Raw genomic sequence first — 25,075 nt, forward strand, 5'->3', positions numbered from 1 at the left:
GCCGGCCAGACGGCGGGCGACGGCGGAGCAGGCGCCGACGGCGATCGCCGCATCCGCGACCGCGCCATCCTCGATCACGAGACGCGCGGCAGCCATGGCAATCGAGATGACCAGATAGCGCCGGGCGCCGAGCTTGACGAAGGCCGATGTGCCGACGGCCAAACGCTTCGGGACGCGGATGGCGGTGACCATCTCGCCCGGCTGCAGCGCAGTGCGGCGATTGCCGAGAATGAACTCGCCAAGCGGCAAGTGGCGCGCGGCTTTTGCCGACCGCAATTCGACATCGGCGTCGAGCACCAGCAGCGCCGGAACGCCATCGGCAGCGGGCGAGGCATTGCAGAGATTGCCGGCAACCGAAGCAACATTCTGGATCTGGACGGAGCCGACTTCGCGCGCGGCCGCCTTCAGCGCGTCGAACGCCGCCGGCAGCGGCTGGCGCACGACGTCGGTCCAGGTCGTGCGGGCGCCGATCCGCCAGTGATCGTCGGTCTCGGCGATGCCGCGCAGCGCGGCAAGGCCGTTGATGTCGAGGATATTGTCGCGGAAAGGTTTTGCGCCCTGCGCCGGATAGAAATCCGTGCCGCCGGCGAGGATGCGCCAGCGGTCCTCGCCAAGCAGAGCGAGCGCCTCGTCAACCGTGGTGGGTTTCGCGTAACGGGTCACGCTTTGCCTTCCCAGAAAGGGGCCTTTCCGAGGGAACCTGCCGGGCATCAGGCCGGGGCAAATTCATTCGTATGCAAATGATATCAACTTCGCCGCAATTGTCAAAGCGAAGCCGCCGGCCAGGGCTGTCACAAACAGGCCGCTACGGCTTTGTTATGCCAGTGGAGGTTGACGCCGTCGGCCATCTGGTCAAGGTTCCGTGTCCGGTCGCGTCAACTGGACCCCAAGCCGAGACAGAAGGGAGGCCGCATGGCCGAGGAAGCGCTCATCGTCATCGACCTGCAGAACGATTTTTGCCCAGGCGGCGCGCTGGCTGTTGCCGGCGGTGACGAGATCGTGCCGCTGGTCAACGACCTGATCCGACGGACCGATCATGTGATCCTGACGCAGGACTGGCACCCCGCTGGCCATTCGAGCTTCGCTTCCAGCCATCCCGGCAAGCAGCCCTTCGAGACCATCGAGATGCCCTACGGGCCGCAGACGCTCTGGCCGGATCACTGCATCCAGGGCAGCCTCGGTTCCGATTTCCACTCCGGGCTTGCCTGGACCAAGGCCGAGTTGGTGATCCGCAAGGGCTTCCGCGCGGCGATCGATAGCTATTCGGCCTTCTTCGAAAACGACCATACGACGCCGACCGGCCTCGCCGGCTATCTGGAGGAACGCGGCATCGATGCCGTCACCCTGGTCGGGCTCGCCACCGATTACTGTGTCGCCTATTCGGCGCTCGACGCGGTCAAGCAGGGCTTCAAGGCGACCGTGCGGCTCGACGCTTGCCGCGGCATCGACCTCAACGGCTCGCTCGACACGATGATCGCGCGCATGCGCGAGGCCGGCGTGACGCTCGAAGACCATTTGTCGGACTGACCGGACCGTGGGGCATCGCGGGGGCTTCACGACATTCGCGAAGGCGTTGGCGGCAGGCATGGCTGGCGCACTCCTGATCGCTTTTCCGCAACCGGCTTTCGCCGCCGAGGCTCACGAACTGCCGGGCGCGGCGATGTCGTTGTGGTGGGCGCTGCCCTTTGCCGGGCTGCTGCTCTCGATCGCAACCGGACCGCTGCTGTTCCATCATGTCTGGGAGCATCACTACGGCAAGATCGCCGCCGCCTGGGCTGCGCTGGTGGTGCTGCCGCTGGCGATCGCCTTCGGCGTGCCTATGGCGGGCGAGGCGGTGCTGCACACGCTGCTCACCGAATACATGTCCTTCATCATCCTGTTGTTCGCGCTCTACACGATTTCGGGCGGCATCCTGCTTGCCGGCAACATCCACGGCACGCCATTGGTCAATGCCGGCCTGCTGCTAATCGGCGCGATCCTCGCCTCGATCATCGGCACCACCGGCGCCTCGATGATCCTGATCCGGCCAATGCTGCGCGCCAACGACAACCGGCCGTTCAACGCGCATGTGGTGATCTTCTTCATCTTCCTGGTCTCCAACATCGGCGGCTCGCTGACGCCGCTCGGCGACCCGCCGCTGTTCGTCGGCTTCCTGCGCGGTGTCGACTTCTTCTGGACGACAGCCAACCTCTGGCGCGAGACACTGTTCACCGGCGGGCTGGTGCTCGTCGTCTTCCTGGCGCTCGACATCGTCCTGCATCGCCGCGAGGGCGGCGTGCCCAAGATCAAAGATCCTACGCCGGACACCAAGGTGCGCCTGCGGGGCCTCGCCAACCTGCCGCTGCTCGCCGGCGTGATCGGCGCGATCCTGCTTTCCGCCAGTTGGAAGCCAGGCGTCAGCATCCCGATCCTCGGCGTCGGCCTCGAACTGCAGAACCTCGTGCGCGACGCGATCATCCTGGCGCTGGTCTGGCTGTCGCTTCGCGTGTCTTACAAGAGCCACCGCGAAGCGAACGGCTTCACCTGGGGGCCGATCGCCGAAGTGGCGAAATTGTTTGCCGGCATCTTCATCTGCATCGTGCCGGTCATCGCGATCCTGAGGGCAGGTCACGACGGCGCGCTGGCGCCGCTGGTGTCGCTCGTCACCTCCGCCGACGGCCAACCGAACAACCTCGCCTATTTCTGGCTGACCGGAGCGCTGTCGTCCTTCCTCGACAACGCGCCGACCTATCTGGTGTTCTTCGAGCTTGCCGGCGGCGATGCAAGGCACCTGATGACGGAGGCTGCCTCGACGCTTGCCGCGATCTCGGTCGGCGCTGTGTTCATGGGCGCTAACACCTATATCGGCAACGCGCCCAACTTCATGGTCTTTGCCATCGCCAGGCATCGCGGCTTCAAGATGCCGGGCTTCTTCGGCTACATGGCGTGGTCGGGCGTGGTGCTGATCCCGACGTTTTTGATTGCGGGGTTTTTGTTTTTCGGTTGAGCCGAAAAACCATAACCGGTTCGCTCTGCCCCCTTTAAGGCGATCACGCGGAGCGGTCGGGCGGCTGTCAGATCGCGTGATCAGCGTATCGGTTTCGAAGCTGGGATCGGCCAGCGGCCGCCGGCATAGAGCCACCAGTAGGAGATAGCGCTTGCGTATGCGCGGTCATCAATTTCTGCTATTAGCAAAGAGAGGTGCGGGATCAGGTTCGATTGAACCTGAGGAATGCTTATCGAAAGCAAGCTATTCTTGGGGCGCCAATGACCATCCAAACCGAGAGCCTGCCCTATCTGTCAGCCGAATTCCTGGATAGCCTAACGATTTCGACGTCCGATGTAGTCGACGAAATCGAGCGACAGATCATCGGTCAGCGGCGGGGCGAGGTATGGTGTGCGCCGAAGGCGGTGGTGCTGCCAGGCGACGACCGCTACATCATGGCAACTCTCGGTGTCGCCACCGAGCCCCGGGTGCTGGCGACCAAATCACTGGTCGTCAACCCCCGTAACCCCGAGCGGGGACTTGCAACCCTGAACTCGCTGGTCACCCTTCTCGACGGCGAGACGGGACAGCCGCTTGCTGTGGTCGACGGCAATTGGGTTACTGCGAAACGCACGGCGGGTCTAAGCGCCGTGGCGGCCAGGCGTCTGGCCCGGGCCGACTCGGCGTGCGTCGCGTTCATCGGATGCGGCGTTCAGGCGCGCGGTCATCTCGAAGTTCTGGCCGATCTTTTTCCGCTGCAGGAGATTCGGGCCTTTGGTCGGGGCAAAGACAGTCGTGACGCACTGTGTCGGATAGCTGAGAGGCGTGGTCTGACCGCAGTAGCGAGTGATACCGCCAAAGCGGCGATCGAATCTGCTGACATCGTGGTGACGACAGTCACTTTGATACCCGAGCCGGTTCCATTTTTGGATGCGCGTTGGCTGAAGGCCGGAGCCTTCGCAACCATGACCGATCTGGCCCTGCCTTGGTTGCCTGAGACCATGGCTGTCTTCGATCGCATCGTCATAGACGATTTGGCGCAAGAGGCGCATATGAGCAGGCCGATGGTGAGGCCCGAACTCGTCGCCGGCGACCTGACAGGTTTGGTCGGCGGCGACGTGCCGGGTCGTCAGAGCGCAAATGAGCGAACAGCATTCGCGTTCCGCGGCATGGCGGTTGGCGATCTCGCAATTGCCGGGCTGGCATTTGTGCGCGCGAAAGCGAGCGGCGCGTTGGATGATTAGAGTTCGATGTGAAGGCCCCTTGACGGGTCTGCGTAAGGGCCAAGTCATCCTACGCCGACATAACGGCGCACAGCCGATGGGTCGGCGCGCAATGCCTCGACATCGACGGTCTCGCGGTTGCGACCGTTCTCGATGAATGAGACGCGGTCAGCGACTGAAAGCACGGCATCGACCCGCTGCTCGACCAGGATGGTCGAAACGCCGAGGTCGCGCAGCTTCGCCACCGTCTCGCGGATCTTGGCGATCATCGACGGCATCAACCCCTCGGTCGGCTCGTCGAGCAACAGCACCTGCGGCTCGAGGCAGAGCGCGCGCGCCATGGCCAGCATCTGCTGCTCGCCGCCGGAGAGCGTGCCGGACCGCTGCTTCAGCCGCTCTCGCAGCAATGGGAAAAGGTCGAGGACTCTTTCACGCGTAGCCCTGTCCTTGCCGCGCGCCATCAGGCCGATCTCGATGTTTTCCGCCACCGTCATGTCGGCAAACAGCCGCCTGCCCTGCGGCACATAGGCGACGCCCGCCTTCGGCACGTCATGCGCGGTGAGCCGGGTCAATTCCGTGCCGTTCAGCCTGATCGAGCCTGCCGTGGCCGGAACCAGCCCCATGATCGCCTTCAGCGTCGTCGTCTTGCCGGCACCGTTGCGGCCGAACAGGCAAAGCACCTCGCCCTTGTTGAGCGTGAGGTCGAGGCCGTAGAGCACCTGCACCTCGCCATAGAAGCAGTCGAGGCCGGAAATGGTGAGCGCCTTCGATGCCTCAGCCATGCGTCGCTCCGAGATAAGCATCCTGGACCTCGGGGTTGGCGCGGATCTGCTCCGGCGTGCCCTCGGCGAGGATCTTTCCCGAATTGAAGACGGTGATGCGGTCGGCAAGCTGCATGACGACCGGCATGTTGTGCTCGATGAGCAGCACGGTGGCGTTCCTGGCGATCTCGCGCACCAGGGTGACGAAGTTGTCGATCTCGCTGTCGGCTAGGCCTTGCGTCGGTTCGTCGAGGATCAGGAGTCTTGGCTTCAGCGCCAGGCCCATCGCCACTTCCAGCAGGCGCTGGTGGCCGTAGGACAACTGCCCGGCCAGCGTGCCGGCGCGGTCGGCGAGGCCGGTGCGCTCCAGCGCCGCCATGACGCCGGTCCTGACCGCGCCTTTCGAGCGGCTGTCGGTCAGCGTGCGCTGCACCGGTAGCGCGACATTGTCGAATGCCGTGAGATTGGCGAAGACGCTGGTGATCTGGAAGGTGTAGGCGACGCCGAGGCGAACTCTTTTGTAAGCGGGCATGGTCGTGATGTCGGCGCCGTCGAAGACGATCATGCCGGAGGACGGGCGGATGCGGCCCGAGAGCAGGCTGACGAAAGTGGTCTTGCCGGCGCCGTTGGGCCCGATGATGGCGCGGATCTCGCCCGGGATCAGCGCGAAATCGACGCCGTCGACGGCGCGCAGCCCGCCGAAATGGCGCGACAGCCCCTTGGTGGTGAGCAACGGCGTCACGGCAGCCACCCCAGCCAGCGCTGGCGGATGGAGCCCAGAACGCCCTTCGGGGCAAACAGCACCAGCAGGATCAGCGCGACGCCGACGATCAGCAGATAGGCGGAGGTGAAGCCGCTGGTGATATCGGTGACATAGTACATGAACAGCGTGCCGATGAGCGGTCCGAGCGTCGTCGCGGCGCCGCCGAGCAGCACCCAGAGCAACGGCAGGATCGAATACTGCACCGAGGCGAAGCTGGAGCCGATATAGCCGAACAGCAGTGCATAGGCAGCACCGGACGCGGCGCAGATGGCGCCGGAGGCAACGACGGCTGCGAGCTTGTTGGCGACGGTGTGGTAGCCCAGCATCTTGGTGCGCTCCTCATTCTCGCGGATGGCGACCAGCACGCGACCGAAGCGGGAGCGGACGATGGCAAGGGTGGCGAGCAGCACGACCGAGAACAGCGCCAGCGCGCTCATGTAGCGCACGGTGGAATTGGTCAGGTCGAGCGAAGCGCCGCCGATCGTGATCATTCGCGACGCCTGCTGGACGACCAGGCCCTGGTCGCCGCCGGTCCAGGCGGCGAAATAGAGGATGAGCAAATAGAAGACCTGCGCGAACATCATGGTGACGATCATGAAGGCGACGCCCGAGGTGCGCAGCGCAAGCAGCCCAATGACCAAGGCGAGGACTGCGCCGCAGGCGATACCGGCAACGAAGGCTTCCGGCACGCCCCAGCCGAGATGGTAGACCGCGAGCCCGGCGCCGTAGAGGCCGGCCGAGTAGAACATCGCGTGACCAAGGCTGAGCAGCCCGACATAGCCGAAGAGCAGATTGTAGCCCATGGCGAAGACGGCCAGCGCCATGATGCGCGCGAAGAGGCCCTGGTGATAATCGGGCAGGACGAAGTTCAGCGCGAACAGAAGCGCGAGGACGCCGATATGCAGGGCGTAGATTTTTGCCGGCGAATCATTCCTCATCGCTGGGTGGTCCCGAACAGGCCTTGCGGCCGGAACACAAGAACCATGGCAACCACCAGCGTGGCGATGATCTTGGCCAGTGTCGGCGAGAAGAACATCGAGACGATGCCGTCGGCGAGGCCGATCAAGATGGCGGCGACCACGGTGCCGCGCAGCGAGCCCAGCCCGCCGATGATGACGACGATGAACGAGAGCAACAGCGGGTCCTGCCCCATCAGGTAGTGCGCCTGGCTGATCGGCACGATCAGCACCGCGGCGATCGCCGCCAGCATGGCGCCGACGGCGAAGACACCGGCGTAGATGCGCTCGACCGGAATGCCGAAGGCCTGCGCCGTCTCGCGGTCATACTGGGTCGCCCGCATGATCAGGCCGATCCTGGTGCGGGTCAGCACCAGCCAAGTCAGCACGAGCAGGATGGCCGACGCAGCAACCACCGACAGCTTGTAGCCGGAATAGCCGAACCACGGCAGCAGGATGCGGTAGCTGAAGGGCGGCTCGACCGGGCGCGCCTCGGGGCCGTAGAAGGTGAGCGCCAGCTGCTGGATGATGTAGAGCATGCCGATGGTGGCGACGATGGTGCTTTCGGGATTGTAGTTCAGCCGGCGCAGCACCAGCCATTCGGCAAGAAACGCGACCAGCCCGACCAACAAGGGCGCGATCACAAGTGCGGCGACGAAGCCGACCGCCGGATGGCCCGATATCGCCGTCGAGATCGCCCAGGCGAGCACCGCGCCCAACATGAAGAACTCGCCATGGGCGACGTTAACGATGCGCATGACGCCGAACACCAGCGACAGGCCGAGCGCCGTAAGCGCCAGCACGGCGGAGGTGACGAGGCCTTCGAGGGCAGCGAGGAGAAGGTGGGGTCCGAAGTGCATTCAGGGCGCCCTTGACCCTCCCCCTCGTGGGGAGGGTGACCGCGCAGCGGTCGGGTGGGGGGTGGGGCATGGGCCGTCGCAGCCCCCACCCCGTCTCATAGGCTTCGCAAAATGCGAAGCCTATCGCCGACCCTCCCCACAAGGGGAGGGTGAAGCGTTCACAGCGCCTGCGTCGTGTAATCCCCTTCCGGCTCGTAGAGGCCGTCCTCGATCTTGGTCTTGTGGACGACCTTGAGCTTGCCGCCCTCGACCTTGGAGATGTTCTGGATGCCAAAACACTGGTGGATCTTGCCGTTGAAGGTCTTTGGGCCCTGCGGATGCTCCGGCCCTTCGGCGAATTCCTTCAGCGCCTCGGTCGCCTCGACCAGCTTGGCGCGATCCTCAGGCCCCTTGTAGCCGGCATCCTCCATCGCCTTCTTGACGACGTAGAGCGTCTCCCAGCAGCCGAACATGTGCGAGGCGGTGGAGACGTCCTTGGGATCGCCGACGGCGGCGCCGTTGTCGTCGATGCCAACGGCGGCGCGGTAGGCTTGCTGCGCGGCGGAATCGTCCGGCTGCGCATAGCGCGGCGACCCTTCCCAGAAATGGCTGCCGTCGAGGAATTCAAGGCCGGGGCTGTTGATGTCGACGGCCTCAAGCGAATCCATGAAGCCGAAGAGCTGCGGCCTTTGCGAGCCATAAAACTCGCCGAGTTCCTTGACGAAGGTGAGCACGGCCGGGCCGACCATGACGTGGTAGATGACTTCCGTCTCGGCCGGGATCTGCGGGAAGTATTTGGTGAAGGAGCTCTCCGTCGGCGGGATGGCGATCTGCGCGATGACGTCGGCGCCTTGCGCCTTCAGCGCCGGCGGCAGGTAGTCGCGATGGTCGTAGCCGAAGGCGAAGTCGGGGAAGATCTGCGTCACCTTCTTGCCGGCGTTCGCCGCGATCCAAGGCGCCATCGACTTGATCTGGCTCTTCACGTCGGTGATGCCCGGCTGGAAGACGTAGCGGTTGAGCTTGGTGGAGGCGACGTGATGGCCTTCGCTGACCACGAAATAGGGGATCTTGTTCTCGCCGGCGGCGGGCGCCGAACCGATCACGACATGCGAGAACAGCGTGCCGAAGACGATGTCGGTCTTGTGCTGTTTGGCGAACTTGCCGACCACCTCGGCGCCGCGGGCGGGATCGGTGCCGTCATCCTCGATGACAAGCTCGACCTTGCGGCCGCCGATGCCGCCGGCGTCGTTGATCGCCTTGACCGCGGCGGCGCTCGTCTTCTCATACCAGCGGCCATAGGCGGCGCCGATGCCGGTGCGATGCGACTGGAAGCCGATCTTGATCGGCGCCGAGCTCTGCGCCTGGCTGTAGCGGACGAAGCCTGGCGCCAGCGCAAGGCCGGCGCCGGCGGCCATGCCTTTCAGCGCGGTGCGGCGCGAAAGGGTGGTCTTGGAGAGGTCGAAAAATCCGTTCTTGTCAGCCATGTCCGTTCCCCTGTTTTTCAGTCTGACCAGCGATAAGGCGGCTCGATCCTCCGCGCTTGGAGGACGCGAAAATTGCATGTGTACAAACTAAATCACCAAAGCCATGACGTGGCAAGCGAGCTTCCCTCGCGTCATGACGGCCCTTGTCTCATCCCGCCGTCGGCGTGGCAAGCAGCCATAGGCCGAATATCGTGTAGGCGATCATCAGAAGCGTCAGCGGCAGCTGGCTGAGCCCCGCGCGAGAGGCTTGCGGATGCAGTCGCCAGGCGAGCCCATGCGCGATCAGGACCGCCAGCACGTGGCCGGCGATGATGACGCCGGCCCGCAGATTCCACAGCCACCAGGCCGACCCGGCGCCGGCCACGACGCCCGCCTCGACCATCATGTCGGCGGTGCCGATCAGGTTCCAGCCGAGCGCGAAGGGATCGGACAGCGCAACCAGCGCGTACTGGCCGTCGACGAGCAGCGCTGTGAGGTAGTGTGCGACGTGATAGGCCAGCGCGATCGGCACGATCGACCACACCAGCAGGCCGGCGGCCTCACCGAATGAATGCTCGCCGCCGGCAAGGCGCTGGCCGAGGAAGACCGCCAGCGCGAAGATCGCCGCCAGCAAGACAAAAGCCAGCACCAGGCCGAAAGTGCCGATGCCTATCAGCGCGGTGCGGCCGGGAAACTCCAGCGGATTGATGCCGAACAGTCCGAGCCAGAAGAAGGTTTTGGACAGGCCGTCGAAGGATACCGACGACAAGGCCAGCAAGAGAAAAGCCGTGCCGCTTGCCGGCAACGAGGAGGCGGCAAGCAGCTCCGAACCCGGGCAGCAGAGGCTGAGCCGGCCTTGTTCGCGCTGGAAGGGCGCGAAGCGGGCGACCATGGAGAAGAAGATCGTCAGGAATTCGCCGCGCCGACTCCAGTCTTCGTAACCGAAGGCCAGCATGGCGGCGACGCTGAACAGCCAGTAGATGCCGGCGGCGAGAGCCAAGCGAGATGGATCGTCTGGCGCCGGGTCGATCAGTTCGAACCAGGCGAAGGCGAAGAACAGCGCGAAGGCTGGCCAGAGGCCGAGCCATGACGGCAGGCGCGATGGCTGGGTCCCGTCACCGCCTCCGCCGCCCGGCCGGCCCACGATGCGCCAAAATCCGTACCACGGGTTAAGCCAAGACCAGAGGTCGCCGAACACGCCCTGCAGCAGGGTGAAGCCGGCCCAGAGCAGCGTCCAGATCACCAGCGGAAGCGGGTTGGAGAGCGGATCGCGGCTGCCGAAAATGCCAGCCGCAATCAGCAACGCGAAGCCGGCAAAGGAAAGCAGGCTGACGATGGTGCGCGGGCCGTCGCCGAAGGCGAACAAGGACAGGTGCCTGCGCCAGATCCGGTCGAGAGCGGCGGGCGGCAGCAGCGCCAGGACGAGGAAGCTGACGGCCACCGCCAATGCGCCGCCGGCGATGTAGTAGCCGGTCGGCAGAAGCAGGACATGGCCGCGGTCGGAGGCGTGCGCGAAGGCGGGGGTGGGGAGGAGTGGCGTCAGCGCCAACGCGACTGCGAGGGATCGAGGCCCGAGGGGATTATCTGCAGCGTCGCGATCCTTCGCACCCCCCTCTGTCCTGCCGGACATCTCCCCCGCAAGGGGGGAGATTGGCTGTCGCCGCCGCTTTCGCCAATCGCCAGCGTCCCAGGAGAAGCGCCCCCCGGATGAACTGTCGATCTCCCCCCTTGCGGGGGAGATGTCCGGTCCACCCTTCGCAGCTGCAGCGCAGCTGCTGCGGAGGACGGGCAGGACAGAGGGGGGTGGGCGGGAACTCAACTTATGCGAAATTCCATATGACTGGCGCGACCAGATCAGCCAGTGCTCACACCTTGACCAGCTGCCTTACGCGCCCCTTCTCGCCAAAGATCCTGAGATACCTTTTGATCTCCTTCTCATCCCCCGTCGCCTTGGCCGGGTTGTCGGAGAGTTTCACCGCGGGCCGGCCATTGGCTTCGCTGACCTTGCAGACCAGCGAGATGGCATCGAGGCTCTTGGTCTCGGTCGGCGCACAGCCTTCGAAATCATTGGTGAGGTTGGTGCCCCAGCCGAAGGACATGCGCACCTTGCCCTTGAAGTGACGATAGGCCTCCTCGATGGTCTCGACCTCGAGTCCGTCGGAGAAGATGAGCAGCTTCTGTTTCGGGTCCTTGCCCTTCTCGCGCCACCAGGAGAGTATCTTCTCGCCGCCTTCGATCGGAGGCGCGCTGTCGGGGCGGAAGCCGGTCCAGTCGGCGATCCAGTCCGGCGCATCGCGCAGGAACGCAGCCGTACCAAATGTGTCCGGCAGCACGATCAGAAGGTTGCCGCCATAGTAGCGCTGCCAGTCCTGCAGGACCTTGTAGGGCGCTTCGCGCAACTCCTCTTCGGAATTGGCAAGCGCGCCAAAAACCATCGGCAATTCATGCGCGTTGGTGCCGAGCGCCTCGAGGTCGTTGTCCATGGCCAGAAGCACGTTGGAGGTGCCGGTGAAGGCCTCGCCGATGCCTTCCTTCAGCGCCTCGACGCACCAGCGCTGCCACAGGAAAGAGTGGCGGCGGCGCGTGCCGAAATCGGAAATGCGAATGCCGGGCAGCGCTTTCAGCCGCTCGGTCTTGTCCCACATCTTGGCCTTGGCGCGGGCATAGAGCACGTCGAGCGCGAACGGACCGAAGGAGCGCATGGCGGCACGTGAGCGCAACTCGTTGATGATGGCGAGTGCCGGGATTTCCCAGAGCGTCGTGTACATCCAGGGACCGGGGAAGGACAGTTCGTACTGGCCATCGCGCTTGGTGAGTTCGTAGTCGGGCAGCCGGAAATCCTCCAGCCAGGCGAGGAATTCCGGCTCGAAGATCTGCTTGCGGCCATAGAAGGTGTTGCCGCCCAGCCAAATCATCTCCTTTTTGGAGAAGCGCAAGGTGCGGGCGTGGTCAAGCTGCTCACGCAATTCGCCTTCGTCGATCTCGTCGGCGAGACGGACCGAAGTGGTACGGTTGATCAACGTGAAGGTGGCGTCCACCTCGGAGTACATGCCCCAGATCATCTGCAGCATCAAAAGCTTGTAGAAATCGGTGTCCAGCAGGCTGCGGACAATCGGGTCCAGCTTCCAGGTGTGGTTGTAGACACGCCGCGCTATATCGGTCTTTGCCATGTCCTGCCTTCACTGCTCAGGCTTCGCCTTGTTGTTGAGCAATTCCGGATGGAAAACCGCTGCGCACTTTCCTGGAATTGCTCACTCTTGCCTTCACGCAATTCCGGACGGAAAACCGCTGCGCACTTTTCCTGGAATTGCTCCGAAAGCCTCTTAGCATCGAATTTCCGAAAGTTCTGCCCGCTTTGCCGGCTGGCCTGACAAAAAGCAGCGATGCAAGTCCAGCAGTCAGGACGCCGTCCTGGCGCCGATCACCTTGAGCGCAGGTCGCTTCCTGCGGCTCGGCACACGGCCGGCCACCGGCGCATCGGCCCGACCCTCATCCTGTTCCTTCTCGGCGAACAGCCAGTCGATGAAGAGCTGGACGATCGGCGCCGAGCGCATCTCGTTGCGGCAGACGACATAAAAATCGTCGACCGCCGGCACCGAGAGGGTGAAGGGCGCGACGAGCATGCCCCGGGCCAGCAAGGCGCGCGCGGTGACGGAATCGCCGAGCGCCACACCATGGCCGTGGACTGCCGCCTCAGTCGCCATGCGCGCATCGCCCAGATGATGGCGGCGGCCGCGCTCCAGGTCGAGTGCGTCTGCGGCGGCGAGCCAGGTGTGCCATTCACGGCCGTCGTCGCCATGCAAGAAGACGTGATCGGCGAGATCGCGGATTGTGCGGATCGGCCGGTTGTTGATCAGCGTCGGGCTGACCACCGGAAAGAGCTCGAGGCCCGACCATTTGCGTATCCAGCAGTCGCTCCAGCTGCCGTCGCCATAGTGCACGCAAACATCGATGTGCGGCGCGCGAATGTCCCTCGCGTCGTTGGAGGGGATCAGCGTGAGCTGGATGTCGGGATATTGCGCGGTGAAGGAGCCGAGCCGCGGCGTCATCCACAAAAGCAGCAGCGCCGGCACGCAGGATACCGACAGCACGCCGGCGCTTGCCGGCCTCGTCATGCGCTGGGTGGCGGCGGCGATGCCCTCGAAGGCGGCCGAAACCGCCGGCAGGAACTCGGCGCCATGCGGCGTCAGCTTCACGCGCTGACCGGTGCGCTCGAACAGCTTCACGCCGAGCGATTGTTCGAGCGCCTTGATCTGATGGCTTACGGCGCCATGGGTGACGCTGAGCTCGCCCGCCGCTTTGGTCAGCGAGGCATGCCGCGCCGTTGCCTCGAAGGCGCGAAGCGGGTTCAGCGGCGGCAGGCGTTTGGCCATGGACAACTCCCAACTTTGTGAGATTTTCTCACAACAAAGACCCTAACAATATCAATTGATTTTTCAATGCGGCTGCCGGACACTTTTGCCCGGAACAGCTTCAAGAGACGTGAAATCCGCAGGGCAGCCGGCGGGCAACGATCCGACCGGCAACGGCCGGCTTGGCAACCGTCCATGCGGGCGGCGCTGCAAGCAATCACAGAGGAGGACCGGACATGGGTTACGATCGCGGCAAGCTCGAAGCGTTGCGCCGCAAATATGGCGAGAGCCATGGCGGCGAGATGTTCGACCCGAAGTTCCGCAAGGTCGCCGACAAAATCTTTTCGAAGAGCGGCACGCGGCTCGCGCCCTATTCCGGTGTCCCGACCTTCCTTGCCGCGCCCTACCGGCAGGTGGCCGCCGGCAATCCGGATTTCGGCGATTTGCAGGTGGCGATGATCGGCGTGCCGATGGACCTCGGCGTCACCAACCGGCCGGGCGCGCGCTTTGGGCCCAGGGCGCTGCGCGCCATCGAGCGCATCGGCCCCTACAACCACGTGCTGGAATGCGCGCCGACGCACGAGCTACGCGTCGCCGACATCGGCGACACGCCGTTCCGCAGCCGCTACCGGCTGGAGATCAGCCATGAAGACATCGAACACCGCACCAACCAGATCGTCGATGCCGGGGTCCTGCCGCTCTCGGTCGGCGGCGACCATTCGATCAGCCATCCGATCCTGAAAGCGGTCGGCAAAAAGGCACCGGTCGGCATGATCCATATCGACGCCCACTGCGACACCAGCGGCCTGTTCGACATGACCAAATTCCATCATGGCGGACCGTTCCGCAACGCGGTGCTGGACGGCGTGCTCGATCCCACCCGCACGATCCAGATCGGTATTCGCGGCTCGGCCGAGTATCTATGGGAGTTCACCTATGAATCCGGCATGACCGTGGTGCATGCCGAAGAGGTGACCGGCCTCGGCATCCCTGCCATCATCGAGAAAGCGCGGAAAATCGTCGGCGACGGGCCGACCTACATCTCCTTCGACGTCGACAGCATCGACCCGGCCTTCGCGCCTGGCACCGGCACGCCGGAAGTCGGCGGGCTGACGACGCGCGAGGTGCTCGAGCTGCTGCGCGGCATGAAAGGCCTCAACATCGTCGGCGGCGACGTCGTCGAGGTGGCGCCGCAATATGACGCGACCACCAACACCGCCCATGTCGGCGCCCAGGTCCTGTTCGAGATTCTCAGCCTGATGGTGTTCAGCCCGGCGATCAAGAAGGTCTGACGCGAACCAATACGGCCGTCGCGCTGGAGCCGGCGGCCGGTTTCAACAAACAAGCTTCCAGCAGGGGAACCACAATGACACTTCGCAACGCACTGAAATCCGCGCTCGCGGCAATGCTGATACTCGGTGCGGCCGGCCTCGCCACGCAGGCGAGAGCCGACGCCATCGACGACATCACCAAGGCAGGCGCCATCAATGTCGGCATCTTTTCGGACTTCCCGCCCTTCTCGTCGGCCAGCGCCGACATGAGCATCAAGGGCTATGACATCGACGTGGCGCAGGCGATCGCCGATGCATTGAAGGTGAAGCTCAACCTCGTCAGCGTCACCGGCCAGAACCGCATCCCGTATCTCACCGACAAGCGAGTCGATATCCTGATGAGCGTGGGCTACTCGAAGGAGCGTGAGCAGGTGATCGACTTCGCCGCCGCCTACGCGCCCTACTACATCGCCGTCATCGGCCCGGCCGAGCTTGCCGTCAAAGGCAAGGAAGACCTCGCCGACAAGTCGATCGCCGTCAACCGCGGCACGCTTGAGGACACCTCGCTGACCCAGGCGGCACCCGCTTCGGCCGACATCCGCCGCTTCGACAACTACAATTCCGTCATCCAGGCCTTCATCTCCGGCCAGACGCAGTTGATGGTGGTCGGCAATGATGTCGGCGCGCAGGTGCTGGCACGTCAGGAAGCGCTCAAGCCCGAGCAGAAATTCCAGCTGCTCACCTCGCCCTCGCATATCGGCCTCAACAAGAACGAGGACCGGCTGAAGAAGGCGGTGAATGACGCGGTTGCCAAGATGCTGGCCGACGGCAAGCTGGACGAGAGCTCGAAGGCATGGCTGAAGACGCCGCTCAATCCCGACAACCTCAAGGATTGACCTACCGAGCGGTTCAGCTCGCCATGAAGCGCTGAACCGCTCCCGCACTTGTTTCTTGCGCTACGCGCTTTCCAACAGGGCCAATCGTCATGGGCTACAGCCTCGACTTCGGCTGGCTTGCGGGTGCAGCAGGCGCGATCGCGCGCGGCGCGGCGACGACGGTCCTTCTGATCGCCGTCACCACGCTGGCGGGGACCTTCCTCAGCATCCTGGGCGCTGCCGGCAAAAGAAACGGCCCGAAGCCGCTGAGGCTGGCGATCGCGGCCTATGTCGAGGTGATGCGCAATACGCCGTTTCTGGTGCAGCTCTTCTTCATCTTCTTCGGGCTGCCCAGCCTCGGCGTCAGGCTCGATCCGATCCTGGCCGCCATGCTGGCAATGACGCTCAACATGGCCGCCTACACGATCGAGATCGTCGGCGCAGGCCTGGACGCCGTGCCGCGTGGGCAGACGGAGGCGGCACTGGCGCTCGGCCTCAGGCCCCGACAGGTCTTCATCAAGATCGTGCTGCCGCAGGCGCTGAAAGTGATCTACCCAGCGCTGACCAGCCAGATCGTCATCATGATGCTGGAATCGGCGGTGGTGTCGCAGATCGCGGTGCGCGAGCTGACCTATGAGGCCGACATGCTGCAGGCACGCACCTTCCGCGCCTTCGAGACCTATCTGGTGGTGACCATGGTCTATCTCGGCCTGTCGATGGGGCTGCGCCGGCTGCTGGTCAGCGGCGGGCGCCGAGCACTCGGAGCCGGCGTGTCATGATCGAATTCACCTTCTGGGACATATTGCGCAACCTCTTGCTCGCCGCCCGCTGGACGGTGCTGTTGTCGCTGGCCGCCTTCGTCGGCGGCGCGCTGGTCGGGCTGGCGGTGCTGTTCTTCCGCATCGCCAAGAACAAATGGATCAAGCGGGTTGCCTCGGGTTACATCGCGCTGTTCCAGGGCACGCCGCTCCTGATGCAGCTCTTCCTTATGTTCTTCGGCCTGCCGATGCTTGGGCTGCGCATCGAGCCGTGGACGGCCGCGATGCTCGGCCTCACCTTCTTTGCCAGCGCCTATCTGGCCGAAATCTGGCGCAGCGGCGTCGACGCGCTGCCGCGCGGCCAGTGGGACGCCGGCGCCAGCCTGGGGCTGCACTACCTGCAGGAGCTCAGGCTGATCATCCTGCCGCAGGCGTTCTCGATCACCCGCGCGCCGACCGTCGGCTTCCTGGTGCAGCTGATCAAATCGACGGCGCTGACCTCGATCATCGGCTTCGAGGAACTGGTCAGGACCTCAAACGCCATCAACAATGCGACCTTCGAGCCGTTCACCGTCTACGGAATGGTGGCGCTGATCTTCTTCGTCATGTGCTTTCCGCTGACGCAATACGCGCGGCGGCTCGAGCGCGCGGCAGCGCATTGAACCGTGAAATAGACCGCCGGTCGACCAGCGGTCCTTCTCAGTGACTGAACGACAGCACCGGCGCGATGCGGTCGCGCCGCAGCCAGCGCGCGAGCAGAAGCGCCGCCACCACGGCCAATCCCGACGCCAGGCCGATCCAGATGCCGACGCCGTTGAAGCCGAAATGGAAGGCGAGCAGCACGCCGAGCGGCAGGCCGACGCCCCAATAGCCGATCGCGGCATAGATCATCGGCACCTTGGTGTCGTGCAGGCCGCGCAGCATGCCGGCAGCCACCGCCTGCGCGCCGTCGAAAATCTGGAAAAGCGCTGCAAACACCAGGAACGACACGGCAAGCGTGATCACCCTGGCATTGGCGGGATCGGCGAGATCGATGAAGGCGCTGATCAAAAGATGCGGCCACAGAATCATCACCAGCCCCATCAGCGCCATGAACGAGACGCCGATGACAAAGGCGGTCCAGCCGGCGCGCGAAACGCCTTCCGGATTGCCGGCGCCGTGCGCCAGGCCGACGCGCACGGTCACCGCCTGGTTGAGGCCGAGCGGCACCATGAAGGAGATCGAGGCGATCTGGATGGCGATCGCGTGCGCGGCCAGCGAATCCGCATCGATCAGGCCCATCAGCAATGCTGCCGCGTTGAAGATCGTCACCTCGAAGGCGAGGATGCCGGCGATCGGCAGGCCGAGCCTCAGCAGGCCGCGGAAGCGCGGCCAGTCGGACCGCCAGAAGCGGCCGAACAGGCGATAGCGCCGGAATTTTCTCTCCAGCACGACCACGGCCGCCAGGCCAACGAACATCAGCGTGCTCGAAAGCGAGGTGGCGAGCCCCGAGCCGGCAATGCCCATGGCCGACACGCCGAGATTGCCGAACATGAACACCCAGTTGAAGAAGGCGTTGCAGGCAACCGCCACGAAGACGATGATCAGCGCCCAGCCCGGCCGCTCCAGCGCCGAGATGAAGGAGCGCAGCACGATATAGCCGTAGAAGGGCAGCACCGCCCATTGCAGCCAGCGCAGATAGATGCCGGCCTGATGCGCAAGCTCCGGCTTCTGGCCCATGGCCAGAAGCACCGCTTCGCCATGCCAGAGGAACAGCCAGATCGGGATCGAGACGAGAACCGCCAGCCACAGGCCCTGGCGCACGGTGCGGCGCAGGTCGCGCACCGAATGGCGGCGGCGGCCGAGTTCCGTCGCCATCATCGGCGAGGTCGCCAGCATCAAGCCGAGGCCGAAGATCAGCGGCATGAAATAGAGGTTGGAGCCGAGCGCGCCGGCGGCCAGCGTGTCGGGCCCAAGCCGGCCCATCATCATGACGTCGGTCGCGGTCATGGCGGTCTGGCCGAGATTGGTGAGCACCATCGGCCAGGCAAGCGACAATGTCGCCCTGATTTCCTGACGCCAAAGATTTTCCGGCGCGCGAGCGCCGGCTTCGATCGCAGACATTTTCCGCTCTTCAGACCGCGGCGCGTCGGGACCAGGCCCGGAAGCCGCACTTTAACGGCGCAAAATGGCGCCGTTTGCGCCGTCTATTGAACGAAATGCGACATGTTGGCAAGGGAGGAGGAACGGCCAGTCATTGATCCAGTGGCCGGGACGTCAGGCGATCGCGTCGAGCGCCCGCCGCTGCCGGTGCATCTCGAGGAAGACGCGATAGTCGTGGTCAAAGCGGGCGCCGGCGGCCGGGTTCGAGGCTCGCGTCTTGCCGCCCTGCTGCATGGCCACGCAGGCCGTGTTCAGATCGGGGTAAAGCCCGGCGGCTGTCGCGGCCACCATGCCGGTGCCGAGCAGCACCGCCTCGTCGGCCAGCGGCTCGATGACCGTGCAGCCGGTGGCGTCGGCATAGAGCTCCATCAAAAGCGGGTTCTTGGTGTGGCCGCCTGTGACATGCAGCGTGTCGATCAGATAGCCGTTCTCGTTGAGCGCCTCCAGCACATGGCGCACGCCAAGCGCGATGCCGACGGCGGTGCGCCAATAGAGCTTGCACAGGCTGTCGAAGGAGGAATCGAGCGTCAGCCCGCTGACCACACCGACCGCATGCGGGTCGGCGAGCGGCGAGCGGTTGCCGTGGAAATCGGGCAGCACATGCAGCCGCGCCGCCAGCGCATCGCCCTCCGCGGCGCGCAGTTCGGCGACGCGCCTGGCGATCCTGGCATGCATCGCGGCATCCGGCTCGCCGCCGGCGCCATGCCAGCGGATGATGTGGTCGAGCAGCGCGCCGGTCGCCGACTGGCCGCCTTCCGACAGCCATAGCTTCGGCAGTGCAGCGCCATAGTAAGGGCCCCAGACGCCGGCGAAAGGCTGCGGATCCCGGGACATCGCCATGACGCAGGACGAGGTGCCGGCTATCAGCGCCAGGTGCCGGCTGATGTCCGTCTCATCGCCGGCAAAGCCGCCCAGAACACCGAGCGCGCCGGCATAGGCGTCGATGACCCCGGCCCCGACGCGACATTTCTCAGTCAGGCCCAGATCAGCAGCCGCTTGCGTGGTCAGCGGGCCGATATCGGCGCCGACTGGGCTCGCTTTTTCTGGGAGATTGCCGTGCTCGAAGAGGTCGCCGAGGCCGACGAGCTCGAAGAAATCGCGCCGCCAGCCCGTCTTTTCATGCGCCAGATAGGTCCATTTGGCGGTCAGCGTGCATTGCGAGCGGGCGAGCGAGCCGGTCGCCTTCCAGGTTAGGAAATCGGCGAGATCGAACAGATAGCCGGCTTCGTTCCATGTCCCCGGCAGGTTGCGCTTCAGCCACATCAGCTTTGGCGTTTCCATCTCCGGCGACATCACGCCACCGATATAGTCGAGCACGGCATGTCCGCTTCTCGTGCATTCGTCGGCTTCGGCGATGGCGCGGTGATCGAGCCAGACGATGGTGTCCCACCGCTTTTCGCCGGTAACGGAGATACTGAGCTGGCCACCCTGCCTGTTTCGCACTACAAGCGAGCAGGTGGCGTCGAAAGAGATGCCGACGATATCCGTGGCGGCGGCGCCGGCTTTCTCGCGCGCGGCACGCACGGCGGCACAGACGGCCGACCAGATATTTTCCGAATCGTGCTCGGCGTGATCGGGCCTGGGCTGCTGCATGGCGATCGGCCGTTCGGCGCGACCGAGCAGATTGCCATGCGAGTCGAGAATGCCCGCGCGGGCGCTCCCGGTGCCGACATCGACCGCGCAAACGAAACTTGTCGTCAAGATGCTTTTACTCTCGCTCCCAGGCCTGCAATCAGATCGGGCAATTGCAGCATGTCAGCGAATATAAAGTCCGGTTCGGTCGACGCAAGCCGCGCCTTGAGCGCCGGGTTGTCGGCATGCGATCCGCCGGTGAAGGCAAAGACGCGCATGCCCGCCGCCCGCGCCGCGGCGATGCCGGCGGGGCTGTCCTCGATGACCAGGCATTTGCGCGGTTTGGCGCGCATGATGTCGGCGGCATGGAGGAACAGGTCCGGCGCGGGTTTGCCGCGCGTCACCATGGCTGCGCTGAACAGATGCGGCTCCAGCAAGCCCAGCAGGCCGGTGACGTCGAGCGCGTAGCGGATGCGCTCCAGCGTGCCGGAAGAGGCGACGCAATAGGGCAGGCCAAGCCTTGGCAGGATCTCCTTGATGCCGGGGATCGGCTTCAACTCCTCGCGGAACTTGCGCATCAGGTCGACGCGCATGGCGGTGAGATGCTGATCGCTGATCTCCAGCCCGAAATCGCGGCCGAGAATCTCGCGCACGCTCTTCATGCTCTTGCCGAGGAAGTGCTCGTAGGCGGCATCTTCGCTGACTGTGCCGCCGGCGAGCTCGATCATGCCGAGCAGCGCAGAGACCGAGAGCGCCTCGCTATCGACCAGCACGCCGTCACAGTCGAAGATGACCAGTTCGGGCGTCATCCAATCGGCTTCCGGTGCCTTCAGAGCTTGCCAGCGAGATAGCGCGTCAAGGTTTCGCGCGCGCCGTTTGCCCAGAGCACATCGAGCGCATGGGCAAAGGCTTGCGCGAAAACGGACGAGCGGCCGACATCGCCATAGATGTCGTCCATGGCAAGCCAGGCGCCGGGCGCGTTCTTCGCCGCCTTGGCGGTCGCCTGCATCCGGTCCCAGTTCGGATCGTTGGGCTCGATGACGGCGCCGCTGTCGGTGGTGCCGAAGCAGTAGCGGCACCAGAGCGCCGATTCCAGCGCCAGCCCCGCGACGCTCTTGCCCGCCTTCAGCCGGTCGGCAATGGTCGGGATGATGAATTTCGGCTGCCGGTTGGAGCCGTCGAGGCAGAGCCTGCGAATGGTGTCGCCGATCTTCGGATTGGAAAAGCGACGCTCGATGAGCTGGTAGTAGTCCTCCAACACCGTGTCCGGCACCGGCGGCACAGTCGGGATGATCTCGTCCCGTTCAAGCTTGGCGAGGAAGCTGCGCACCAGCGGCTCTTGCATGGCCTCATGGACGAAATGGATGTCCATCAAGCCGGCCGGATAGGCGATGGTCGCATGGCCGCCATTGAGGATGCGGATCTTCATCAGCTCATAAGGCGAGACATCCCTGACGAACTGCACGCCGGCATTTTCAAGCGGCGGCCGGCCGGCGGTGAAATGGTCCTCCAGCACCCATTGCTTGAACGGCTCGCAGAAGACCGGCCAGTTGTCCTCCAGCCCGAAATCATTCGCCAGGATGCCGCGCTCGCGGTCGGTGGTGGCCGGCGTGATGCGGTCGACCATGCCGTTCGGGAAGGCGACGTTGTCCCTCACCCAGTCGGCCAGATTCTCGTCGATCAGCCGGGCAAGGCCGATAACGCCGTCGGAGGTGACGTGGCCGTTGTGGGGGATGTTGTCGCAGGACATGACGGTGAAGGGCACGATGCCGTCGGCGCGCCGGCGCACCAGCCCGGCAAGGATGATGCCGAAGACGGTATTCGGCGCGGCGCCCGGCTGAGCATCGGCCACAATATCCGGGTGGGCCGGGTTGAACTTGCCCGAGGCCGGGTCGATGAAATAGCCGCCTTCGGTGATGGTCAGCGACACGATCTTGATCGCCGGGTCGGCGAGCCGCTCGATGATCGCGGCCGCATCGCCGGGCGTCAGGAAATCGATCATGGCACCGGTGACGCGGGCGCTCATATGGCCCTGGTCCTGCTCGACTACGGTGGTCAGCCAGTCCTGCGCCTCGAGCATGGCGCGGCCGGCCTTCTCCCCCTCGAACACGCCGGCGCCGATCAGCGCCCAGTCGTGGCCGAGGCCGGAATTGAACAGGTCGTCGAGATAGACTGCCTGGTGCGAGCGATGGAAGTTGCCGACGCCGAAATGTACGATGCCGGCCTTCAGCGCGGCGCGATCGTATTTCGGACCGGAAACCTTCGAAGGAAGCTTTGCGAGGTTCGAGGAAGAGAGTTTCACGGTCATCTTGCTTACCCTTTGGCCGATATGCAGCCCAACGATCCACGCCCAATTCACCGATCCACGCCCAATTCACCCGCTTGGGGCGAGCGGTGAGGGGCGGCATCCGGTTTGCCAGTAAGCTGCCCCTCACCTGCCCCGCGACGCGTCCTCCCCGGAGGAAGGGAGACGCGCCTTCCCCCTCAACTCATCCGCTTCAACTCATCCATTGGCCGCCATCGACGTTGTAGGTCTGGGCGACAATGTACTCGGCCTCGTCGCTGGCGAGGAAAACCGCCATGCCGGTCAGATCCTCCGCCCTGCCCATGCGGCCGTAAGGCACGCTTTCGCCGACCAGGCGTTTCTTCTCGCCCTTCGGCCGGTTCTCATATTTGGCAAACAGCGAATCGACGTGGTCCCAATGCTCGCCGTCGACGACACCCGGCGCGATGGCGTTGACGTTGATGCGATGCTTGATCAGGTCGAGCCCCGCCGACTGGGTGAGGGAGATGACGGCGGCCTTGGTGGCGCAGTAGACCGCGACCAGCGCCTCGCCGCGGCGCCCGGCCTGGCTCGCCATATTGATGATCCTGCCGCCCTTGCCACGCGCAATCATCGAGCGGGCAGCCGCCTGCAGCATGAACAATGTGCCGGCGACATTGACGGAGAAGAGCCTGTCATAGCTCGCCCGGCTGATCTCGACGATCGGCGCCAGGTCGAACAGGGCCGCGTTGTTGATCAGAATGTCGAGGCCGCCGGCCTTGGCCTCGACCGCCTTAACCGCTGCCTCGATCGAGGCCCGATCGGTGACATCGAGCCGGACCGCATGGGCGGCCGGACCGATCGCCTTCGCGGTGGCTTCCGCCGCTTCGAGGTTGATATCGGCGATCGCCACCGTGGCACCTTCGCGCACATAGGCTTCGGCGAAGGCCCTGCCGATGCCGCGCGCCGATCCGGTGATCAGCGCCGATTTGCCTTTGAGCCTCACTGTGCCAGCGCCTTGCCGTCGGCGCCGAAGCGATGGAGCTTGGACTTGTCGGGCGTCAGATAGACGGTGTCGCCGTGCTTCACGGCGACCTCGCCGTCGGCGCGCACATTGACCGTGCCGATGCCGTCCGTCTGGACATGCAGGAAGGTGTCGGAGCCGAGATGCTCGGCAACGCCCACCGTCGCCTTCCAGTCGCCGGCCGTGGTCGAGATGTTGATATGCTCGGGCCGGATGCCGATGGTCTTGGCACCATATTTGGCAGCCGGCGCGCCCTCGATGAGGTTCATCTTAGGCGAGCCGATGAAGCCGGCTACGAACAGGTTTTTCGGTGTCTTGTAGAGCTCCATCGGCGAGCCGACCTGCTCGATGTTGCCGGCGTTGAGCACGACGATCTTGTCGGCCATGGTCATGGCCTCGACCTGGTCGTGGGTGACGTAGACCATCGTCGTCTTCAGCTGATGATGCAGCTCGCTGATCTCCAGCCGCATGGTGCCGCGAAGGGCTGCGTCGAGGTTCGACAGCGGCTCGTCGAACAGGAAGGCCGAAGGCTGGCGCACGATGGCGCGGCCGATGGCGACGCGCTGGCGCTGCCCGCCCGAGAGCTGGCCGGGACGACGCTCGAGATAGTTGGTGAGGTTCAAGATACGCGCCGCGTCCTTCACCTTCTTGTCAATGGTCGCCTGGTCCTCGCCCGCCATCTTCAGCGGGAAGGCGATGTTCTTGGCGACCGTCATATGCGGGTAGAGCGCGTAGGACTGGAAGACCATGGCGAGCTTGCGCTTGGCCGGCGCCTCGCGGGTGACGTCGCGGCCATCGATGCTGATGGTGCCGCCGCTGGTATCCTCGAGACCCGCGATCAGCCTGAGCAGCGTGGACTTGCCGCAACCCGACGGGCCGACGAACACGACGAACTCGCCGTCCTCGATATTGAGGTCGATGTTCGGAATGATCGTCGTCGACCCGAAGGACTTGGAGACGTTCTTGAGTGTGATGTTTCCCATGGTTTCCTCCCGGATTTCGTCCGCCGCTTCCGGCGCTTATTTCACGGCGCCAAAGGTCAGGCCGCGCACCAGCTGCTTCTGGCTGAACCAGCCCATGATCAGGATCGGCGCGATCGCCAGCGTCGAGGCCGCCGAGAGCTTGGCCCAGAACAAACCTTGCGGGCTGGAGAAGGAACTGATGAAGGCCGTCAGCGGCGCTGCGTCGGTGGTGGTCAGACGGATCGTCCAGAACGCCTCGTTCCAGGCCAGGATGATGTTCAAGAGCATGGTCGAGGCGATGCCCGGGACCGCCATCGGCGTCAGCACATAGATGATCTCGTTCCACAGCGAGGCGCCGTCCATGCGCGCCGCTTCGAGGATCTCACCCGGGATCTCGCGGAAATAGGTGTAGAGCATCCAGACCACGATCGGCAGGTTGATCAGCATCAGCATCACCGTCAGGCCGATGCGGCTGTCGAGCAGGCCGGTGTCGCGGAAGATCAGGTAGATTGGGAACAGCACCGCGACGGCCGGCATCATCTTGGTGGAGAGCATCCACATCAGGATGTCCTTGGTCCGCTTGGTCGGCGAGAAGGCCATCGACCATGCCGCCGGTACCGCGATCAGCAGCGCCAGAACGGTCGAGCCCACCGACAGGATCACCGAGTTCAGGAAGAACTTGAAATAGCCGCTCTGCGCCTGCACTTCCGAATAGCTTTCGGTGGTGCCCGACGGGATCAGAGCGAAGCCCTGGATCGCCTCCTGCTCCGACTTGAAGGAGGTGATGATCGTGTAGAGGATCGGGAAGAAGATCAGCAGGGCGACGATCCAGGCCGCGGCCGTGGCGATCGTCTTGTGCTGTGTGGTGACTGCGCGTGCCATCTTA

Annotated in this window: 23 protein-coding genes; 7 read left to right on the forward strand and 16 right to left on the reverse strand. The window is 64.5% G+C overall.

The annotated features are described in order from the left end of the window. The coding region (locus DH10_RS14750; RefSeq protein WP_192384925.1) for an FAD binding domain-containing protein at positions 1-663 on the reverse strand (663 nt) is incomplete at its 3' end. A 249-nt stretch (positions 664-912) separates the two neighbouring features. On the opposite strand from DH10_RS14750, the gene pncA reads away from it, so the two are divergent. From pncA to DH10_RS14765, 3 genes are all read left to right on the forward strand, one after another. Next, positions 913-1,527: a bifunctional nicotinamidase/pyrazinamidase gene (pncA, locus tag DH10_RS14755; RefSeq protein WP_192253645.1), complete on the forward strand. Its 615-nt coding sequence runs from the start codon at positions 913-915 to the stop codon at positions 1,525-1,527. Between the two features lie 58 nt (positions 1,528-1,585). After that, positions 1,586-2,986: a sodium:proton antiporter gene (locus DH10_RS14760; RefSeq protein WP_192253647.1), complete on the forward strand. Its 1,401-nt coding sequence runs from the start codon at positions 1,586-1,588 to the stop codon at positions 2,984-2,986. Between the two features lie 260 nt (positions 2,987-3,246). After that, positions 3,247-4,209, forward strand: coding sequence for an ornithine cyclodeaminase family protein (locus DH10_RS14765; RefSeq protein ID WP_192253649.1), 963 nt, complete (start codon positions 3,247-3,249; stop codon positions 4,207-4,209). Between the two features lie 44 nt (positions 4,210-4,253). Here the strand turns inward: DH10_RS14765 and DH10_RS14770 are convergent, their stop codons facing one another. The 8 genes from DH10_RS14770 to gcvA all read right to left on the reverse strand — a co-directional run bounded on the left by DH10_RS14770 (position 4,254) and on the right by gcvA (position 13,343). Next, entirely contained in the window at positions 4,254-4,970 is a 717-nt protein-coding gene (locus tag DH10_RS14770) for an ABC transporter ATP-binding protein (protein ID WP_192253651.1), read from the reverse strand. Beyond that, positions 4,963-5,691, reverse strand: a complete 729-nt coding sequence (locus DH10_RS14775; protein ID WP_192253653.1) for an ABC transporter ATP-binding protein — start codon at positions 5,689-5,691, stop codon at positions 4,963-4,965. The genes DH10_RS14770 and DH10_RS14775 overlap by 8 nt, the downstream gene beginning before the upstream one ends. Beyond that, the gene (locus DH10_RS14780; protein ID WP_192384926.1) at positions 5,688-6,650 is read right to left on the reverse strand and encodes a branched-chain amino acid ABC transporter permease; all 963 of its coding nucleotides are present in this window, start codon (positions 6,648-6,650) and stop codon (positions 5,688-5,690) included. Before DH10_RS14780 ends, DH10_RS14775 begins: the two co-directional genes overlap by 4 nt. Continuing rightward, positions 6,647-7,528, reverse strand: coding sequence for a branched-chain amino acid ABC transporter permease (locus DH10_RS14785; RefSeq protein WP_192253657.1), 882 nt, complete (start codon positions 7,526-7,528; stop codon positions 6,647-6,649). Before DH10_RS14785 ends, DH10_RS14780 begins: the two co-directional genes overlap by 4 nt. A gap of 158 nt (positions 7,529-7,686) precedes the next feature. Then, positions 7,687-8,991 (reverse strand): ABC transporter substrate-binding protein, encoded by a 1,305-nt coding sequence (locus tag DH10_RS14790; RefSeq protein ID WP_192253659.1) that lies wholly within the window; start codon positions 8,989-8,991, stop codon positions 7,687-7,689. A gap of 148 nt (positions 8,992-9,139) precedes the next feature. After that, a complete protein-coding gene (locus DH10_RS14795; RefSeq protein ID WP_246506332.1) occupies positions 9,140-10,600 on the reverse strand; it encodes a hypothetical protein in 1,461 nt (486 codons plus the stop codon). Positions 10,601-10,835: 235 nt separating this feature from the next. Then, positions 10,836-12,140 (reverse strand): nicotinate phosphoribosyltransferase, encoded by a 1,305-nt coding sequence (gene pncB, locus DH10_RS14800; protein WP_192253663.1) that lies wholly within the window; start codon positions 12,138-12,140, stop codon positions 10,836-10,838. Between the two features lie 228 nt (positions 12,141-12,368). Further along, entirely contained in the window at positions 12,369-13,343 is a 975-nt protein-coding gene (gcvA, locus tag DH10_RS14805; protein WP_192253665.1) for a transcriptional regulator GcvA, read from the reverse strand. A gap of 215 nt (positions 13,344-13,558) precedes the next feature. On the opposite strand from gcvA, the gene speB reads away from it, so the two are divergent. From speB to DH10_RS14825, 4 genes are all read left to right on the forward strand, one after another. Then, on the forward strand, positions 13,559-14,614 hold the full coding sequence (speB, locus tag DH10_RS14810) for an agmatinase (RefSeq protein ID WP_192253667.1): 1,056 nt from the start codon (positions 13,559-13,561) through the stop codon (positions 14,612-14,614). 74 nt (positions 14,615-14,688) lie between these two features. Then, positions 14,689-15,489 carry a transporter substrate-binding domain-containing protein gene (locus tag DH10_RS14815; protein WP_192253669.1) on the forward strand — a complete coding sequence of 267 codons (801 nt, stop codon included), beginning with the start codon at positions 14,689-14,691 and terminating at the stop codon, positions 15,487-15,489. An 89-nt stretch (positions 15,490-15,578) separates the two neighbouring features. Next, a complete protein-coding gene (locus DH10_RS14820; protein ID WP_192253671.1) occupies positions 15,579-16,247 on the forward strand; it encodes an amino acid ABC transporter permease in 669 nt (222 codons plus the stop codon). After that, positions 16,244-16,888, forward strand: a complete 645-nt coding sequence (locus tag DH10_RS14825) for an amino acid ABC transporter permease (protein WP_192253672.1) — start codon at positions 16,244-16,246, stop codon at positions 16,886-16,888. Before DH10_RS14820 ends, DH10_RS14825 begins: the two co-directional genes overlap by 4 nt. Before the next feature lie 37 nt (positions 16,889-16,925). Here DH10_RS14825 and DH10_RS14830 read toward each other — a convergent pair whose 3' ends face one another. The 7 genes from DH10_RS14830 to DH10_RS14860 form a co-directional block, all read right to left on the reverse strand. Next, positions 16,926-18,329: an MATE family efflux transporter gene (locus DH10_RS14830; RefSeq protein WP_192253674.1), complete on the reverse strand. Its 1,404-nt coding sequence runs from the start codon at positions 18,327-18,329 to the stop codon at positions 16,926-16,928. 153 nt (positions 18,330-18,482) lie between these two features. Beyond that, complete coding sequence (locus DH10_RS14835) at positions 18,483-20,069, reverse strand: FGGY-family carbohydrate kinase (protein ID WP_192253676.1); 1,587 nt, start codon at positions 20,067-20,069, stop codon at positions 18,483-18,485. Next, a complete protein-coding gene (locus DH10_RS14840; RefSeq protein WP_192253678.1) occupies positions 20,066-20,749 on the reverse strand; it encodes an HAD family hydrolase in 684 nt (227 codons plus the stop codon). Before DH10_RS14840 ends, DH10_RS14835 begins: the two co-directional genes overlap by 4 nt. A gap of 20 nt (positions 20,750-20,769) precedes the next feature. Beyond that, positions 20,770-22,248 (reverse strand): mannitol dehydrogenase family protein, encoded by a 1,479-nt coding sequence (locus DH10_RS14845; RefSeq protein WP_192253680.1) that lies wholly within the window; start codon positions 22,246-22,248, stop codon positions 20,770-20,772. Between the two features lie 190 nt (positions 22,249-22,438). Beyond that, positions 22,439-23,209 carry an L-iditol 2-dehydrogenase gene (locus DH10_RS14850; RefSeq protein WP_192253682.1) on the reverse strand — a complete coding sequence of 257 codons (771 nt, stop codon included), beginning with the start codon at positions 23,207-23,209 and terminating at the stop codon, positions 22,439-22,441. After that, positions 23,206-24,210, reverse strand: a complete 1,005-nt coding sequence (locus tag DH10_RS14855) for an ABC transporter ATP-binding protein (protein ID WP_192253684.1) — start codon at positions 24,208-24,210, stop codon at positions 23,206-23,208. The genes DH10_RS14850 and DH10_RS14855 overlap by 4 nt, the downstream gene beginning before the upstream one ends. 36 nt (positions 24,211-24,246) lie before the next feature. Continuing rightward, on the reverse strand, positions 24,247-25,071 hold the full coding sequence (locus DH10_RS14860) for a carbohydrate ABC transporter permease (RefSeq protein WP_192253686.1): 825 nt from the start codon (positions 25,069-25,071) through the stop codon (positions 24,247-24,249). Positions 25,072-25,075 lie beyond the last annotated feature (4 nt).

This window comes from Mesorhizobium silamurunense, assembly GCF_014843825.1.
Classification (GTDB): domain Bacteria; phylum Pseudomonadota; class Alphaproteobacteria; order Rhizobiales; family Rhizobiaceae; genus Mesorhizobium; species Mesorhizobium silamurunense.

Bases quoted from the DNA above. Each gene is read 5' to 3' on its own strand.
- pncA (WP_192253645.1), top strand. From the start codon at position 913: ATGGCCGAGGAAGCGCTCATCGTCATCGACCTGCAGAACGATTTTTGC.
- DH10_RS14760 (WP_192253647.1), top strand. From the start codon at position 1,586: ATGGCTGGCGCACTCCTGATCGCTTTTCCGCAACCGGCTTTCGCCGCC.
- DH10_RS14765 (WP_192253649.1), top strand. From the start codon at position 3,247: ATGACCATCCAAACCGAGAGCCTGCCCTATCTGTCAGCCGAATTCCTG.
- DH10_RS14770 (WP_192253651.1), bottom strand. From the start codon at position 4,970: ATGGCTGAGGCATCGAAGGCGCTCACCATTTCCGGCCTCGACTGCTTC.
- DH10_RS14780 (WP_192384926.1), bottom strand. From the start codon at position 6,650: ATGAGGAATGATTCGCCGGCAAAAATCTACGCCCTGCATATCGGCGTC.
- DH10_RS14785 (WP_192253657.1), bottom strand. From the start codon at position 7,528: ATGCACTTCGGACCCCACCTTCTCCTCGCTGCCCTCGAAGGCCTCGTC.
- DH10_RS14790 (WP_192253659.1), bottom strand. From the start codon at position 8,991: ATGGCTGACAAGAACGGATTTTTCGACCTCTCCAAGACCACCCTTTCG.
- DH10_RS14795 (WP_246506332.1), bottom strand. From the start codon at position 10,600: ATGTCCGGCAGGACAGAGGGGGGTGCGAAGGATCGCGACGCTGCAGAT.
- pncB (WP_192253663.1), bottom strand. From the start codon at position 12,140: ATGGCAAAGACCGATATAGCGCGGCGTGTCTACAACCACACCTGGAAG.
- gcvA (WP_192253665.1), bottom strand. From the start codon at position 13,343: ATGGCCAAACGCCTGCCGCCGCTGAACCCGCTTCGCGCCTTCGAGGCA.
- speB (WP_192253667.1), top strand. From the start codon at position 13,559: ATGGGTTACGATCGCGGCAAGCTCGAAGCGTTGCGCCGCAAATATGGC.
- DH10_RS14815 (WP_192253669.1), top strand. From the start codon at position 14,689: ATGACACTTCGCAACGCACTGAAATCCGCGCTCGCGGCAATGCTGATA.
- DH10_RS14820 (WP_192253671.1), top strand. From the start codon at position 15,579: ATGGGCTACAGCCTCGACTTCGGCTGGCTTGCGGGTGCAGCAGGCGCG.
- DH10_RS14825 (WP_192253672.1), top strand. From the start codon at position 16,244: ATGATCGAATTCACCTTCTGGGACATATTGCGCAACCTCTTGCTCGCC.
- DH10_RS14830 (WP_192253674.1), bottom strand. From the start codon at position 18,329: ATGTCTGCGATCGAAGCCGGCGCTCGCGCGCCGGAAAATCTTTGGCGT.
- DH10_RS14840 (WP_192253678.1), bottom strand. From the start codon at position 20,749: ATGACGCCCGAACTGGTCATCTTCGACTGTGACGGCGTGCTGGTCGAT.
- DH10_RS14845 (WP_192253680.1), bottom strand. From the start codon at position 22,248: ATGACCGTGAAACTCTCTTCCTCGAACCTCGCAAAGCTTCCTTCGAAG.
- DH10_RS14855 (WP_192253684.1), bottom strand. From the start codon at position 24,210: ATGGGAAACATCACACTCAAGAACGTCTCCAAGTCCTTCGGGTCGACG.
- DH10_RS14860 (WP_192253686.1), bottom strand. From the start codon at position 25,071: ATGGCACGCGCAGTCACCACACAGCACAAGACGATCGCCACGGCCGCG.